Annotated in this window: 16 protein-coding genes; 6 read left to right on the plus strand and 10 right to left on the minus strand. The window is 60.6% G+C overall.

Annotated elements, in window-relative coordinates; all coding sequences use genetic code 11:
- Nucleotides 1-48: 48 nt before the first annotated feature.
- The 3 genes from AC1Z1G_RS06355 (at nt 49) to pdxH (ending at nt 3273) form a co-directional block, all read left to right on the plus strand.
- The gene (locus tag AC1Z1G_RS06355; RefSeq protein ID WP_483625768.1) at nt 49-1194 is read left to right on the plus strand and encodes a serine hydrolase domain-containing protein; all 1146 of its coding nucleotides are present in this window, start codon (nt 49-51) and stop codon (nt 1192-1194) included.
- Nucleotides 1195-1334: 140 nt separating this feature from the next.
- Entirely contained in the window at nt 1335-2585 is a 1251-nt protein-coding gene (locus AC1Z1G_RS06360) for an OmpA family protein (protein WP_483625770.1), read from the plus strand.
- A gap of 40 nt (nt 2586-2625) precedes the next feature.
- A complete protein-coding gene (gene pdxH / locus AC1Z1G_RS06365; protein WP_483625772.1) occupies nt 2626-3273 on the plus strand; it encodes a pyridoxamine 5'-phosphate oxidase in 648 nt (215 codons plus the stop codon).
- 5 nt (nt 3274-3278) lie between these two features.
- On the opposite strand, the gene AC1Z1G_RS06370 is transcribed toward pdxH, so the two are convergent.
- Nucleotides 3279-3515, minus strand: coding sequence for an SH2 domain-containing protein (locus AC1Z1G_RS06370; RefSeq protein ID WP_483625774.1), 237 nt, complete (start codon nt 3513-3515; stop codon nt 3279-3281).
- A gap of 165 nt (nt 3516-3680) precedes the next feature.
- Here AC1Z1G_RS06370 and AC1Z1G_RS06375 point away from each other — a divergent pair, with 165 nt between their 5' ends.
- Nucleotides 3681-4145 (plus strand): outer membrane lipoprotein, encoded by a 465-nt coding sequence (locus AC1Z1G_RS06375; protein ID WP_347904494.1) that lies wholly within the window; start codon nt 3681-3683, stop codon nt 4143-4145.
- 98 nt (nt 4146-4243) lie between these two features.
- Here the strand turns inward: AC1Z1G_RS06375 and AC1Z1G_RS06380 are convergent, their stop codons facing one another.
- The 3 genes from AC1Z1G_RS06380 to nhaA form a co-directional block, all read right to left on the minus strand.
- Nucleotides 4244-4501 carry a pyocin S6 family toxin immunity protein gene (locus AC1Z1G_RS06380; RefSeq protein ID WP_483625776.1) on the minus strand — a complete coding sequence of 86 codons (258 nt, stop codon included), beginning with the start codon at nt 4499-4501 and terminating at the stop codon, nt 4244-4246.
- The gene (locus tag AC1Z1G_RS06385) at nt 4501-5685 is read right to left on the minus strand and encodes an S-type pyocin domain-containing protein (protein ID WP_483625778.1); all 1185 of its coding nucleotides are present in this window, start codon (nt 5683-5685) and stop codon (nt 4501-4503) included. Before AC1Z1G_RS06385 ends, AC1Z1G_RS06380 begins: the two co-directional genes overlap by 1 nt.
- Before the next feature lie 121 nt (nt 5686-5806).
- Complete coding sequence (gene nhaA, locus AC1Z1G_RS06390; protein ID WP_483625780.1) at nt 5807-6994, minus strand: Na+/H+ antiporter NhaA; 1188 nt, start codon at nt 6992-6994, stop codon at nt 5807-5809.
- A 319-nt stretch (nt 6995-7313) separates the two neighbouring features.
- On the opposite strand from nhaA, the gene AC1Z1G_RS06395 reads away from it, so the two are divergent.
- Nucleotides 7314-8408: a PLP-dependent cysteine synthase family protein gene (locus tag AC1Z1G_RS06395; RefSeq protein WP_483625782.1), complete on the plus strand. Its 1095-nt coding sequence runs from the start codon at nt 7314-7316 to the stop codon at nt 8406-8408.
- Between the two features lie 119 nt (nt 8409-8527).
- Here the strand turns inward: AC1Z1G_RS06395 and AC1Z1G_RS06400 are convergent, their stop codons facing one another.
- From AC1Z1G_RS06400 to AC1Z1G_RS06410, 3 genes are all read right to left on the minus strand, one after another.
- Entirely contained in the window at nt 8528-10141 is a 1614-nt protein-coding gene (locus AC1Z1G_RS06400; protein ID WP_483625784.1) for an NAD(P)/FAD-dependent oxidoreductase, read from the minus strand.
- A gap of 111 nt (nt 10142-10252) precedes the next feature.
- Nucleotides 10253-10909: a COG3650 family protein gene (locus AC1Z1G_RS06405; protein WP_483627769.1), complete on the minus strand. Its 657-nt coding sequence runs from the start codon at nt 10907-10909 to the stop codon at nt 10253-10255.
- A gap of 61 nt (nt 10910-10970) precedes the next feature.
- On the minus strand, nt 10971-11570 hold the full coding sequence (locus tag AC1Z1G_RS06410; protein ID WP_483625785.1) for a short chain dehydrogenase: 600 nt from the start codon (nt 11568-11570) through the stop codon (nt 10971-10973).
- 104 nt (nt 11571-11674) lie between these two features.
- Between AC1Z1G_RS06410 and AC1Z1G_RS06415 the strand changes: the two genes are divergently transcribed.
- A complete protein-coding gene (locus AC1Z1G_RS06415) occupies nt 11675-12583 on the plus strand; it encodes a LysR family transcriptional regulator (protein ID WP_483625787.1) in 909 nt (302 codons plus the stop codon).
- A 2-nt stretch (nt 12584-12585) separates the two neighbouring features.
- On the opposite strand, the gene AC1Z1G_RS06420 is transcribed toward AC1Z1G_RS06415, so the two are convergent.
- Genes AC1Z1G_RS06420 through bufB form a run of 3 tightly spaced genes read right to left on the minus strand, consistent with a single transcriptional unit; the run spans nt 12586 to nt 14755 of the window.
- Nucleotides 12586-13095: a DoxX family protein gene (locus AC1Z1G_RS06420; RefSeq protein WP_483625789.1), complete on the minus strand. Its 510-nt coding sequence runs from the start codon at nt 13093-13095 to the stop codon at nt 12586-12588.
- On the minus strand, nt 13092-13865 hold the full coding sequence (locus AC1Z1G_RS06425; protein ID WP_483625790.1) for an HvfC/BufC N-terminal domain-containing protein: 774 nt from the start codon (nt 13863-13865) through the stop codon (nt 13092-13094). The genes AC1Z1G_RS06420 and AC1Z1G_RS06425 overlap by 4 nt, the downstream gene beginning before the upstream one ends.
- On the minus strand, nt 13862-14755 hold the full coding sequence (gene bufB, locus AC1Z1G_RS06430; protein WP_483625792.1) for an MNIO family bufferin maturase: 894 nt from the start codon (nt 14753-14755) through the stop codon (nt 13862-13864). Before bufB ends, AC1Z1G_RS06425 begins: the two co-directional genes overlap by 4 nt.
- Nucleotides 14756-14768 lie beyond the last annotated feature (13 nt).

Here is a 14768-nt window from a genome sequence, read left to right on the forward strand (position 1 = left end):
AACAATGCGGGCCATTGTATCGAGACGTTTGTCCGGGGGGAGTTGCGGGTGCAGATTCAGGGTCATTACGAGCTTAAGTTCGAAGCCGTGCGCGAAGCGTTCGCGGCGCTTTTCGAGGATCCCCAGGAACGCGGTGCCGCGTTGTGCATCCAGGTCGGTGGCGAAACCGTCCTTGATCTCTGGGCCGGCACTGCCGACAAGGACGGCAGCGAAGCCTGGCACAGCGACACCATCGCCAATCTGTTCTCCTGCACCAAGACCTTTACCGCGGTGACCGCCCTGCAACTGGTGGCCGAGGGCAAACTGGCGCTGGATGCGCCGGTGGCTCGCTATTGGCCGGAGTTCGCAGCCGCTGGCAAAGCCTCTATCACCCTGCGCCAGTTGCTTTGCCATCAGGCCGGTCTGTCGGCGCTACGCGATTTACTTCCACCCGAAGCCCTTTACGACTGGCAGACCATGGTTGACGCGCTGGCCGCCGAAGCCCCGTGGTGGACGCCGGGTGAAGGCCATGGTTATGCGGCGATCACCTATGGCTGGCTGATCGGGGAGCTGTTGCGTCGTGCCGATGGTCGCGGGCCGGGTGAATCCATCGTGGCCCGCGTAGCACGGCCGCTGGGGCTGGATTTCCATGTCGGGCTGGCGGATGAAGAGTTTCATCGGGTGGCGCACATTGCACGCAGCAAGGGCAATGTCGGGGATGCAGCGGCGCAGCGCCTGTTGCAAGTGACCCTGCGTGAGCCGACGGCGATGACCACACGGGCATTCACCAATCCGCCGTCTATCATGACTAGCACCAACAAACCGCAATGGCGGCGCATGCAGCAACCGGCAGCGAATGGCCATGGCAATGCACGCAGCCTGGCCGGGTTCTACAGTGGCTTGCTGGATGGCAGCCTGCTGGAAAGTGAAATGCTCCAGGAGCTGACTCGCGAACACAGCCTGGGCGAAGACAAGACATTGCTGACCCGGACCCGATTTGGCCTGGGTTGCATGCTCGATCAACCGGACGTACCCAACGCGACCTTCGGCCTCGGCCCTCGGGCGTTCGGTCATCCGGGGGCAGGTGGTTCAGTTGGTTTTGCTGATCCGGAATACGATGTGGCTTTTGGTTTTGTAACCAATACTCTAGGGCCGTATGTGTTGATGGACCCGCGTGCGCAGAAGCTTGTGCGGGTTTTGGCCGATTGCCTGTAAAGGGGTTGCTCAATGGCATTTTTTTGATAAAACATGCCCTGCGTCACAGCGCGGAACCCTGTGGCTTTTAAAGTTTCAAAGCGTCTGTTTATACGGGTCGCAGCGACCCACAGCTTCTTATCTCATTTTGTGGATATCCCATGTCACCGAACAAATCTCTAGCCTTGGCACTGTGTCTCAGCATTACCGGTTGCGCACAGACCCCACAAAGTGATGCTGATGGTGGCCATTGGTGGTCACTCGGCTCAGGTTCCGACAAGGTCGCGGACAAAACCGCCGCCAAGCCTGACGTCAAACCGGATGCCAAGCCAGACGCCAAGGCACAAGCCAAAACCGCCATTGCGCCGGCTCCTGCGCCTGCCAACACGGCGGCCAGCAAAGGCAAACCAGCCACCGCTGCTGTAGCGCCGACACCGGCACCTGCTGTTCCGGCAGCCACTGCGGCCCCGGCCCCGGTTGCCAAGGCTCAGGACACAGGCAGCAGCTGGTGGCCGTTCTCCTCCAAAGAGACCCCGGCTAAAGCGCCGGTCACTGACACCAAAGCCGTAGCGCCTGTTGCAGCCGTTGCTGCAACCCCTGCCGCGGCAGCCAAAGCCGATGCCGAGAGCAAGTGGTGGTGGCCGTTCGGCGGCGAATCAAAGGCCCAGGCCCAAGCCCAGGTCCAAAGCGTGCCGATGCCTGATCCGAAGATCACCCAAGCCTGGCTGGACGACTACGAGCCGCGCCTGCGGCTCGCCGTCAAGGACAGCCGCTTGCAGGTAGAGCGCCGCGAGAACGTGCTGGTAGTGGTCGTGCCGGTGGATGATTCCTTCAACCCGAAACGCCCGGCCATGTTGCTGCCGTCGACCTTGGGCCCGTTCACCCGGATCGCCAAGCTGGTTGAAACCGACACCAAAACCTCCGTGCTGGTACTCGGTCACGGCGACGCCACGGGTACAGCGCCTGCGACTCAGGCGCTGAGCAAGGAACGTGCGACTTCCGTCGCGTCGATCTTCAGCCTCGGTGGCTTGAAGCGTGATCGCCTGATGTTGCGCGGTATGGGTGACCTGATGCCGCGTGCTGCGAATGACAGCACCCAGGGCCGCGCCTTGAACCGCCGCGTGGAAATCATGCTGACCCAGCGCACCACGATGGTGGCCTTGCTGAGCAAGTACAGCCAGCCGACACCGCCAGCAGCGGAGATGGTAGCGGTGCAGGACGTCAAGCCGGCCGCAGCCGTACTGGCCGAGAAGAAGGCGACCCCGGCGAAGAAGTCCACCACGGCGAAAAAAGCTGCTCCGGCGAAAAAAGCCGCTCCAGCCAAAAAAGCCACCGCCAAAACCGCAGCCCCGGCCAAGAAACCGGTTGTGGCCAAAGCCGATTCAGCGGCTAAAACCGCCAGCGGTCAGTAATCAGGCACGGAACTGACTGATCCAGCATAAGGAAAACGCCATGATCCAGTCGCTGGCTGATATGCGTCGCGACTACACCCGCGATGGTTTGACCGAGGCTCAGGCCCCGGCCGAACCATTCGCGCTGTTTCATCAGTGGTTCGCGGACGCGGTGAAAACCGAGCAACCGCCGGTCGAGGCCAATGCCATGACCCTGGCCACAGTTGATGAGGACGGTCGCCCGCATTGCCGAATCCTGTTGCTCAAGGGGCTCGACGAGCAGGGTTTCACCTTCTTCACCAACTATGACAGTGCGAAGGGCCAACAACTGGCGGCCCGGCCGTTTGCAGCCATGACCTTCTTCTGGCCGACCCTGGAGCGTCAGGTGCGGATTGAAGGACGGGTGGTGAAGGTGACGCCACAGGAGTCGGACGCTTATTTCCAGGTTCGACCGCTGGGCAGTCGACTGGGGGCCTGGGCCTCACCGCAGAGCCAGGTGATTGCCGATCGGACTGAGCTGGAAGGTTTGCTCAAGGTCACCGAGCAGCGTTTCAGCGACAATCAGCCCGATTGCCCGGAACATTGGGGCGGTTACCGCTTGCTGCCGGAGCGCATCGAGTTCTGGCAGGGCCGTGCGAGCCGTTTGCATGACCGTTTGAACTACCGTTTGCAGGGCGCTGACTGGAGTCGTGAGCGCCTGGCACCTTAAACCGATCAGCGGGCCGGGTAGGTGGCTGCGGCCACCTCCAGCCAGTGAGCGAGGTCCCGGCGCTTGATTTTTAGCTGTCGGGCACGTTCGAGCTGTTGCAGCATGAAGGCTTTTTTCTGTTCGTCATTGCCGGCCAGGGCCAACGCCAGGTCGCGGTCCATCCAGCGTTTGATCCGCACGTACAGCCATCCGTGGAAGTACAGCCCGGCAACGGTGGTGGCGACAATGATGAAGTAATCCATGGGAATCCTTGGGCCAGCGCAGGCGTTTGAATGTGGCGCTACGGTGTGATGAATGTTCATGTGCGACTGTACTGCGCCTGAATGAAACCAATTTTATCCGGGCGGTGCCGTGACAGGCGTCAAGCTGCGGAGTTTAATGAATACCTGTCCTTTGGAGTTGATCCTATGCGTAAGTCTGTTCTGTTGATTGCTTCTTTCACCACGATGGCGGCGTTGCTCAGTGGCTGCCAATCCAGCCTGACCGGCGACTCTTACTCCCGTGACGAAGCACGTCGCGTGCAGCAGATTCGTATGGGTACCATCGAATCCCTGCGCCCAGTGAAAATCGAAGGCACCAAAACCCCAATCGGCGGTGCTGCCGGTGCGGTGGTGGGTGGTGTCGGTGGTTCTGCCATTGGCGGCGGTCGCGGCAGTATCGTTACCGCCGTGATCGGCGCGGTGGCCGGTGGCCTGATCGGTTCGGCTGCCGAAGAAGGCCTGACCCGTACCCAAGGTGTGGAAATCACCGTTCGCGAAGACGATGGCGGCATTCGCGCCTACGTCCAGCAAGTTCAGGAAAACGAAGTGTTCCGTGTGGGTGAGCGCGTACGCATCTCCACCGTCGGTGGCACCAGCCGCGTTTCGCACTGAGTTTTTTGCGGTAAAACAAAACCCCGATCAGGTGTACTGGTCGGGGTTTTGTGTTTTGGGTGTTTGTTCATGATGCCTGGAACGTGCCCATAGAAAGTCTAGCTACAAAGCCCAATGTAGTACGTCAAATCATCCCTGTAGGGAGTGCCAACGAGCTCCATAACTGCTCTGGCCTGACCGGTGGATAATTGGTGCTCACCCATGGGCACGTCCTTTAAAGTTGACCACCCCATGGCGCCAAGTACTGCTATCTCCAGGTCTTGCGGTACGTCATTTTCGTATTTCAATGAATTGTCTGGGTTTGGTTCGGGGAAAAATCCCGTAATTGCCAAAAATGTCACTCGTGCCTCCGTCATTACTTCGTCGATGTCCGTCTTTCAGGTTTTGCTTCTCCCGTCCGCTCGCCTGTTTTTGCATCAAACTCGCCTAGATGATCCCCTGACCAGTTGTACACTTCGACGGCGCCATGTTGGTAGTCCCACTCATAAATGTGTTTCTTGCTTTCCCAGCGTTTCCTTTTTCCTTTACTTCGAACGGGAATAGCATCGGGGAATGCAGGTAGAACCTTTGGCGGCGGGTGATAACGGTGGTCTCCACTGACAGGCCTTGCAATCACCACGTACAGAGGCAACACCCCCGAATCAGCCGGAAACACAAGGATGAAATCCTTGTACTCAGGTGGATAAATCGGGTCGACGATGAGGCTGTCAGCCGCTTTCGTCGGAGGGTAAACCCAGATATGCGGTGCTGGTGGTGCGGCCTCCAGCGCGGGGATGCCGAGGACATCGGAGCCGTCCACGGCGGGTGTCCAGATCAGCTCGATGCCATCCCCGAGGTTCGCAACCTGCTGACTGCCACGTAATGTGAACTGAACGACGTCCACCATCTCCCAGTCACGATTCTTGCCGGTGTAGAAGCCGTACCCCTTGAGGCTGCCGTCGCTTTGTTGCTCGACGTGCAGGCGAACACGGGTGCGGGCCTGTTTTAGGTCGCGAAGCTGCTCTTGGGTGTAGAGCGAACTGTCGCCCAGCGAAGATGGCCAGAACAGTGTGACTAACCAACCCAGTGCTCCGGCAGCTACGCCGGCAACTACGCTGGCAGCGGGCAGTGTTACGGTGCCCAGGGCCGCCCCTCCAAGGGCCAGGCCGCCAATGCCGACAGGTATCGCGCTTCCACTGATGGTCTTCAGTCGTACCAGGCCGGATTCATCGGCTTCACGGGCACCCAGAAGAAGCAGGTCGCCGTAGTCCTTCAGCGCATCCGTGGGGATGGCACCAGAAGGATTCGAGTAATCGATGATGGCGTCTGGCAGCTTGCAGGATTTGGCGAATACACAGCCAGCCTGAGGCTGCGGGCTGTTTTTCGCGAAGACCTGGCGATGCTTTTCGAAGGCCGCCTGCCTTGCGAGCATGTCGTCGTAGGATTTTTGTCTGTCGGCACGTTCAGCCAGCTCGCTGGCCGTCATGTACCGATGGGTGATGTGGTGCCCATCGCCTGATGGCGGGTTGGGAACCTTGGGGACGTCCTTGTTGCCAGCCACTGGTTAGCCTTGTTCTGTTCGTCAATCGGCAGCCCCCGGAGGGGCTGCTCGACGTTATCGAACGTGGCTAATCGTGGATGTAGGACGGGTCTTGAATGTACCTGGGCGGTTTCTCTGTCGTTCAGGAGGCCAGTGCAGCGTTCTTGCGACTGGCCATGGCGGTCACGGTGTAGCCAATCAGCGCAGCCAGAATCGAACCGGTCAGAATGCCCATGCGGTCCATCCCGGCGTATTCGCTGGCGCCAGGCACAAAGGCCAGGGAACCGACAAACAGACTCATGGTGAAGCCGATACCGCAGAGGATCGCGACACCCAGCACCTGGCCCCAGTTGGCGCCGGCCGGCAGGGCCGCTATGCCGGTTTTGACGGCCAGCCAGGTCAGGCCATATACGCCGAGGGTTTTACCCAGCAGCAGGCCGACGGCGATGCCCATGGGCACGTGGTGGGTAAAGCTTTCTACGGTGACGCCACTCAGCGACAGGCCGGCGTTGGCGAAGGCAAACAGCGGCAGGATGCCAAACGCAACCCAGGGATGCAGCGCGTGTTCCAGAGTCAGGAGCGGTGAAGGCTCGGCGTTTTTCGTGCGCAGCGGGATGCAGAAGGCCAGGGTCACGCCGGCCAGTGTGGCGTGGACACCGCTCTTGAGCACGCAGACCCACAGAATCAGACCGATGATCATGTACGGCCCAAGCTTGACCACGCCGAGCCGGTTCATCGCCACCAAGGCCACGATGCAAGCAGCGGCCAGCATCAGCGACAGCGTCGACAGTTCGCCTGAGTAGAAGATCGCGATGACGATGATTGCCCCCAGGTCATCGATGATTGCCAGGGTCATCAAGAATAATTTCAGCGACACGGGCACACGCTTGCCCAGCAAGGCGAGCACGCCAAGGGCGAAGGCGATGTCGGTGGCCATCGGGATGGCCCAGCCGCTCAGGGCGGGTGGGTTGTCCTTGTTGAGGAACCAGTAGATCAGCGCCGGCACCACCATGCCGCCGATGGCCGCCGCGCCGGGCAGTACGATCTGCGAGGGTTTGGACAGTTGGCCGTCAAGGATTTCGCGTTTGACCTCAAGGCCAATCAGCAGGAAAAACATCGCCATCAAGCCGTCGTTGATCCATAACAACAGGGGTTTGGCGATTTTCAGGGCGCCGATCTGGGCGACCACGGGAGTGTCCAGCAGGCCGTTGTAGAGCCAGGACAGCGGTGAGTTGTTGATGATCAGGGCAAGGGCAGCGGCAGCAATCAATAACAGACCGCTGGCAGCTTCCAACTGAAAGAAACGTGTGAAAGTGCTACGCAGAGGCAAGGTCGCTCTCCATCTATCAATTCAAAAGGTGGACCACCCTAACCCGTACGGTTAGTTGTTAAAACAAAAGTTATATTCTTTTTTGTTATATAGCGTTACAACCAAGGCTGTGGGGCTGAGCCTAGCAGTTGATCCGTGAATTGAGGTTCAGCTGTACCTGTGCCTTGTGTGGGATTTTTCCTAAGCTTGTCGGCCGTCCTTTACAGGGCGAAGTGTGACCTGTTGTCACCGCCAGGTTTCCCTGTGCCCGGATCGCCTAAGCTGGCTGCACACCATCATCCTGTGCCACGCGTGGCGCACGATCCACCGAGAAAAGACCATGAGCGACAACCGTCAGTGGGCCCGCGAAGCCATCCGGATCATTGAAGCCGACTTCCAGCGCAGCGCCGATACACACCTGATCCCTTTGCCGCTGCCGGGGTTGCCAGGCATCGAGTTGTATTTCAAGGACGAGTCCAGCCACCCAACAGGCAGCCTCAAGCATCGCCTGGCGCGTTCGCTGTTCCTGTATGCGTTGTGCAACGGCTGGCTCAAGCCCGGCGCGCCGGTGATCGAAGCATCCAGCGGTTCGACGGCGATTTCCGAGGCGTACTTCTCCCGCTTGCTGGGCCTGCCGTTTATTGCGGTGATGCCGGCCACGACCTCTCGGGAAAAGATTGCGCAGATCGAGTTCTACGGCGGAAAAAGCCATCTGGTGCAGGACCCGACGCAGATCTACGCCGAGTCCGAACGGCTGGCGCGTGAGCATGACGGGCACTTTATCGACCAGTTCACCTACGCCGAACGCGCCACCGACTGGCGCGCGAACAACAACATCGCCGAATCGATTTTTCAGCAGATGCGTTTCGAGCGTCACCCGGAGCCGAGCTGGCTGATTTCCAGCCCCGGCACGGGCGGCACCACGGCAACGCTGGGGCGTTACGTGCGCTATCGCCAGCATTGCACCCGCGTGCTGTGCGCCGACGCCGAGCGTTCGGTGTTCTTCGATTACTACCAGAGCGGCGACGCAACATTGCGCCTGGAATGTGGTTCACGGATCGAGGGGATTGGTCGGCCACGGGTCGAGGCGTCGTTCCTGCCCAAGGTGATTGATGCGATGGTCAAGGTGCCGGATGCCTTGTCGCTGGCGGCCATGCATTACCTGGCGCAGCGTTTGGGGCGGCGGGTGGGCGGTTCCAGCGGGACCAACCTGATCGGTGCCCTGATGGCGGCCCAGCAGATGGTGGCAGCGGGGGAGAGTGGTTCGATCGTGGCCATTTTGTGCGATGGCGGCGAGCGCTATGCAACGACCTACTACGATCAGGATTGGCTGAAGGCCCAAGGGTATGAGCTGGAGGGTTTGATCACGGCCGTTGCGGCCAGTGTCGAGCGTGGCGAGCCACTGCCGGCCAGCGTGTTGCGCGCCAATATCTGACACTGAAACCAATGTGGGAGCGCGCCTGCTCGCGATAACGGATTCACATTCAACAGAGAGGCTGAATGAGTAATCGCCATCGCGAGCAGGCTCGCTCCCACAGGGTTTTGCGTTGTGTATCAGGCTTGCAGGCCGAGGATGTCGCGTGCCACCGCTTCGGCGATGCGAATCCCGTCCACGCCTGCGGACAGAATCCCGCCAGCGTAACCGGCGCCTTCACCAGCCGGGAACAGGCCTTTGACGTTCATGCTCTGCATCGATTCGTTGCGGGTAATGCGCAGCGGCGACGAGGTGCGGGTCTCGATCCCGGTCAGTACTGCGTCGTGCAGCGAGTAACCGCGAATCTGCTTCTCGAAGGCAGGCAAGGCTTCGCGAATGGCTTCGATGGCGAATGCCGGCAAGGCCAGTGCCAAATCCCCCAGCGCCACACCCGGTTTGTAGGACGGCTCAACCGTGCCCAGCGCGGTGGACGGCTTGCCTGCAATAAAGTCGCCGACCAGTTGCGCCGGTGCTTCGTAGTTGCTGCCACCCAGCACGAACGCGTGGGACTCCAGGCGCTCCTGCAACTCGATCCCGGCCAGAGGGCCGCCCGGGTAGTCGACTTCCGGGGTGATGCCTACCACGATGCCGGAGTTGGCGTTGCGCTCGTTACGCGAATACTGGCTCATGCCGTTGGTCACGACGCGGTTCGGCTCGGAGGTCGCGGCCACCACGGTGCCGCCCGGGCACATGCAGAAGCTGTAGACCGAACGGCCGTTCTTGGCGTGGTGCACCAGTTTGTAGTCGGCGGCGCCGAGTTTCGGGTGGCCGGCGTACTTGCCCAGGCGTGCGCTGTCGATCAGTGATTGCGGGTGTTCAATACGGAAACCCACCGAGAACGGCTTGGCTTCCATGAACACGCCACGGCCGTGAAGCATGCGGAACGTGTCCCGGGCACTGTGGCCGAGGGCCAGAATCACGTGTTTTGAGTGGATCTGTTCGCCGCTGGCGAGTTCGACACCGGTCAGTTGGCCGTCTTCAATCAACACGTCAGTCACGCGCTGCTGGAAGCGTACTTCACCGCCCAGTGCACGAATTTGCTCACGCATGTTTTCCACGACGCCCGTCAGACGGAACGTACCGATGTGCGGTTTGCTGACGTAGAGGATCTCTTCCGGTGCGCCGGCCTTGACGAACTCGTGCAGCACTTTGCGGCCGTGGTGTTTGGGGTCCTTGATCTGGCTGTAGAGCTTGCCGTCCGAGAACGTACCCGCGCCGCCTTCACCGAACTGCACGTTGGACTCGGGGTTGAGCACGCTTTTGCGCCACAGGCCCCAGGTGTCCTTGGTACGTTGGCGGACTTCGGTACCGCGCTCGAGGATGATCGGCTTGAAGCCCATCTGTGCCAGCAGCAGCCCGGCGAAAATCCCGCAGGGGCCGAAACCGACCACGATAGGGCGCTCGCTCAGGTCTTGTGGGGCTTGGCCGACTACTTTGTAGGAGACATCTGGTGCTGTGTTGACGTTACGGTCATCGGCGAACTTGAGCAGCAGCTTCGCTTCGTTGCGCACACTGAGGTCGATGGTGTAGATGAAGCACAGTTCGGAAGACTTTTTGCGCGCATCGTAGCTGCGCTTGAACAAGGTGAAATCGAGCAGGTCATCACTGGCGATGCCCAGGCGCTGCACGATGGCAGGGCGCAGGTCTTCTTCGGGATGGTCGATCGGCAACTTGAGTTCGGTGATTCGTAACATGACGGGATCCGGTTCGCAGGGGCGCACAAATGCGCCAAAGGCGTTTCACAAACCGGCGATTATAAGCCTCAAAGGCCTGTTCCCGTCAGGCTAAAACAGCAGCTCGTCGTATCAGTCGTCCCGTGAGCCACCGAAATACGCACAACCGCGTTGTACCTGGCCGTTGACCCGCAGTTCGGCGCTCATTTGTTGCACGCTGCCGCTGGCACTGTCGACGCAACGTTGGGGGGCGACCCACAACTCGACTTTCTGGTTATTGGCTTCGCTGCTGAGGTTGAAACGACCGTCGCCCAATTGTTCTTCCAGGTACGGAAGGGCCAATGCAGGCTGGCCGCTACGCTCGATCACCATGCCTTTGCCACTGACTTTGACGTTCCAGTCCGGGGCATTGCCGCCGGCCCGCAGGATCAACCGTTTGAAATTGGGGTCGTCGCATACCGCGCCCGAGCGCTCGACGCGATAGAGCTGTTGCAGGTTCAGTTGGTCGTCGGGCCCGACACGGCCGCGCACATCTGCGAACAACTTGCCTTGTTGGTCGGCCAGGGTCGCGGCCTCTTGCCGGATGCTGGTGCCGCCGAGGTCATTGACCACATAACGTTGCGACGACTGGCAGGGCTGGAACAGCAGCTTGCCGTCGGCGGTGGTCAACTCACCCTGCATGCGGGTCAGGCCCGCAGTGGACGGTTTTTCGGCTTGGCCCTGAATCAGCTGGCAACCGGCAAACACAGGAAGCAGGGCAACAAACAACAAGGAACGGGCGGCACGCATCATTGGGTCTCCAGACAAGTGCCGCCACGTTACTCAGGCTGACCGTTCATCACAAGGGCTGTCAGCCGACGTGAAACGTCTGGCCGGTCTGTAAGCCTTCCACGCTTTTGGCATAGGCCAGTGCCACATCGGCACCGGGAACCGGTTTGTAACCCCGGAAGTAAGGCGCGTAGCTGCCCATGGCTTCGACCAGCACGTTCGGGCTGACCGAGTTGACCCGCAGGCCGCGCGGCAGTTCGATGGCAGCGGCGCGGACGAAGCTGTCCAGGGCGCCGTTGACCAATGCCGCCGAGGCGCCGCTGCGAATCGGGTCGTGGCTGAGCACACCAGAGGTGAAGGTGAACGAGGCGCCGTCGTTGGCAAAATCACGGCCGATCAGCAGCAGGTTGACCTGGCCCATGAGTTTGTCTTGCAGGCCCAGCGCAAAGCTTTCTTCAGTCATGTCGGCCAGCGGCGCGAAGGTCACGTTGCCCGCAGCGCAGACCAGTGCGTCGAACGTGCCGGTCTGTTCGAACAGCCTGCGGATCGATGCGCTGTCGCTGATATCCACCTGGTAATCACCGCTGTTACGGCCGATGCGGATGATCTCGTGGCGCTCGGACAGTTCGCGGTCAATGGCCGAGCCAACGGTGCCGCTGGCGCCAATCAATAGAATTTTCATCGTGCTGTTCCTCAAAGGGGGGGGCGAGGTTTCAGTCTAGAGTGGTTTTTCCTGCTGATAAGCGCGCTAATAGGCAACCTTTGGTTTTCAAATGGAAACAATCCATGAGCGAAATGGATGATCTGGCAGCGTTCGCGGTATTGATCGAAGCGGGGAGCTTTACCTTGGCGGCCCAGCAATTGGGGTGCAGCAAGGGGCAGTTGTCCAAGCGCATCAGTCAGTTGGAGGCTAGCTTCGCGGTAGTGCTGTTGCAGCGCACCACCCGTCGTTTGAGCCTGACGGCGGCTGGCGCAGCGTTGTTGCCTCAGGCCCAGGCACTGGTGGTTCAGGTCGAGCGGGCGCGGCAGGCGCTGGCCCGATTGAAGGACGACATGGCCGGGCCCGTGCGAATGACGGTGCCGGTGTCACTGGGGGAGACCTTCTTCGATGGCGCGCTGCTGGAGTTCTCGCGACAGTATCCCGAGGTGCAGATCGAACTGGAGCTCAATAACAACTACCGCGATTTGTCCCGCGATGGCTTTGACCTGGCGATCCGCTCCGAGGTTGCCAATGACGAACGGCTGGTGGCCAAGCCATTGCTGGCCTGGCATGAGATGACCTGCGCCAGCCCGGCCTATCTCGAGCAGTTCGGCGAGCCACACACGCCGGCCGCACTGGCCGAGCATCGTTGCCTGCTCAACAGTCATTACAGCGGTCGCGAAGAGTGGCTGTATCACCAGCAACATGAACTGCTGCGGGTGCGGGTTTCGGGGCCGTTCGCCAGCAATCACTACAACCTGCTGAAAAAGGCCGCGCTGGCCGGGGCCGGTATCGCCCGTTTGCCGTCGTACCTGTTGCAGGCCGAATTGGCGGACGGGCGTTTGCGCTGGCTGCTGCGCGACTATCAGACGCGCAGCATGCCGATGTACCTGGTGCATCCGTATCAGGGCGGTTTGCCCAAGCGCACGCAAGTGCTGGCCGATTACCTGATGGGTTGGTTCAAACGCAGCGGTGAGGCGCTGGACCGGTTGTAGGGTTACACGGCGCGAAAGCGTTTGGCGATCAGGTGGTCGATCGACAGTACGCCCGGGCCTCTGGCCATCAGGTACAGCAGCACGGCTGCCCAGGTGCCGTGGGTCGGGTAGGCGTCCGGGTAGACGAAGGTTTGAATGGTCAGGGTCATGCCCAGCAGGGCCAGTGCCGAGAAACGGGTGGCGAAGCCGACCAGGATCAGGACCGGAAAGCAGTGCTCGGCGAATGCCGCCATGTGCGCCGCCAGTTCCGGCGACAGTAGCGGCACATGGTATTCGCTCTTGAACAAAGGAATGGTCGAGTCCGCGAGCCTGGGCACACCGAGCTGGAACGTACCGTCGATCAGGTCGATGGCCAGCCCCTCGACTTTGGTCTGGCCGGACTTCCAGAACACGGCGGCAATGGAAAACCGTGCAATGAAGGCGATCAGGCAGTGGGGGATCTTTTCGAGCAGCGCGATGAACCGTTCGATCAGGCGTGCGACGGCGTTAGGGTGTTCGGTGCGGATGTTCATGGCGATACCTTGTCTGGGTGTAAGCGGGTGATGGCGTTGTGGCCAATTAAGAGCGCCAGGCATTGGCTGAGGTCGAACGCCGGGTCGACGTCCAGTGCATCGGCAACGGCAAGTCCCAGCGGACTGTTGTTTTGCAGGCTGCGGATGAAGGTCATCGAGCCTGTATCGATAGCGAAAACCTCGACCTCCAGACCGTTGCGCAGCACCAGCGCGGTTTGCGGGTGATACGGCGCAAGGTCCTGGGGCGGGGTTTCAGCTTGATGGGCCGCCCACAGGGCAACCACGGCGTAGGCCGAGTTCAGGGTGAAGGTTGAGGGATGCAGAGCTATGCATAAGCGGGCCAGGGCCTCGGGGTCGCCGATGGCCGCTGCAATTTCTGCAGGCTCGACGGTTTTGGCATCGGCTGCGTGATAGGCCTTGACCCGCAGGCGTTCCAGGCGTGCCACATCCGCCAGATAAGGCACCGTCGCGGCGGGCGAGAAGCTTTCGATGAAATCGGCCAGGTCGTTGCCGTAGTCGTTCATCAATGGGCTGCCCGGTGGGCATTGCCGTACATAACACTGGGCCATGCCCCGAAAGAATGTGTCACCGACCAATTGCACGACCACCGGGTATCCATCGACCAGGGCGTTGATCAGCGAGCTTTGCACGTTGTTGCGATAAACCGCGAAGCGACTGGCCGGGTCGGCGCCGTTGGCGCTGAACAGCCCGCTTGGGCAAACCGATTGTGGGGCGAGCAGTGCCGCACTGAATTCGGACTGAAGGCTCATGGGCGAACTCCGGCAGACCTGAGACATTCATCGGCCTGGCGCGCTTCGGCCTGCAACACGCTGAATGCCGGGAGTTGGTTATCCCGCTCGATCAGCGTGGCCATCGGACCCACACGCTCAAGCACTTGCCGATACAACGCCCACACGGCGTTATCGATGGGCGCACCGTGGTCGTCGATCAGCAGTCGATCACCGAGGCTGTCGGTGTCTTCGGCAAAACCTGCTAGATGGATCTCACCGACGGTGTGCAACGGCAGCGCGTCGATGTAGGCCAATGGATCGCGTTGGTGATTGATGCAGGAAACGTAGACGTTGTTGACGTCCAGCAACAGGCCGCAGCCGGTGCGACGAATGACTTCGGCGATGAACGCGGTTTCGTCCATGCTAGATCGCTGAAACTGCAGATAAGTTGCCGGGTTCTCCAGCAGCATCGGACGTTTGAGGCAGTTTTGGACCTGATCGATGTGCGCGCAGACGCGATTGAGCGTGGGTTCGTCGTACGCCAGTGGCAGCAAGTCGTTGAGAAACACCGGGCCATGGCTGGACCAGGCCAGGTGTTCGGAAAAGGACTGGGGTTGATAGCGTTCGATCAATTGTGCCAGTCGCGCCAGATGCTCTGTGTTGAGCGGCCCTTCGGCGCCAATGGACAGGCCGACGCCGTGGAGCGACAGCGGGTACTGTTCGCGGATCAATCCCAGGTAATGGTGAAACGGACCACCCGCCACCATGTAGTTTTCAGCGTGGACTTCGAAGAAACCGATGTCCGGGTGTGAGCCGAGCACTTCGCCAAAGTGCTCGGTCTTCAGGCCCAGCCCCGCACGGGGCGGGAGCCGGTGTGCGCCTGCCTGGGCAGCGTGCTGGGTCGGTAGAACAGGGGAAGTCGGCATCATCGGTGCTCAGGCA

The organism is Pseudomonas sp. JL27(2026), from assembly GCF_056933555.1.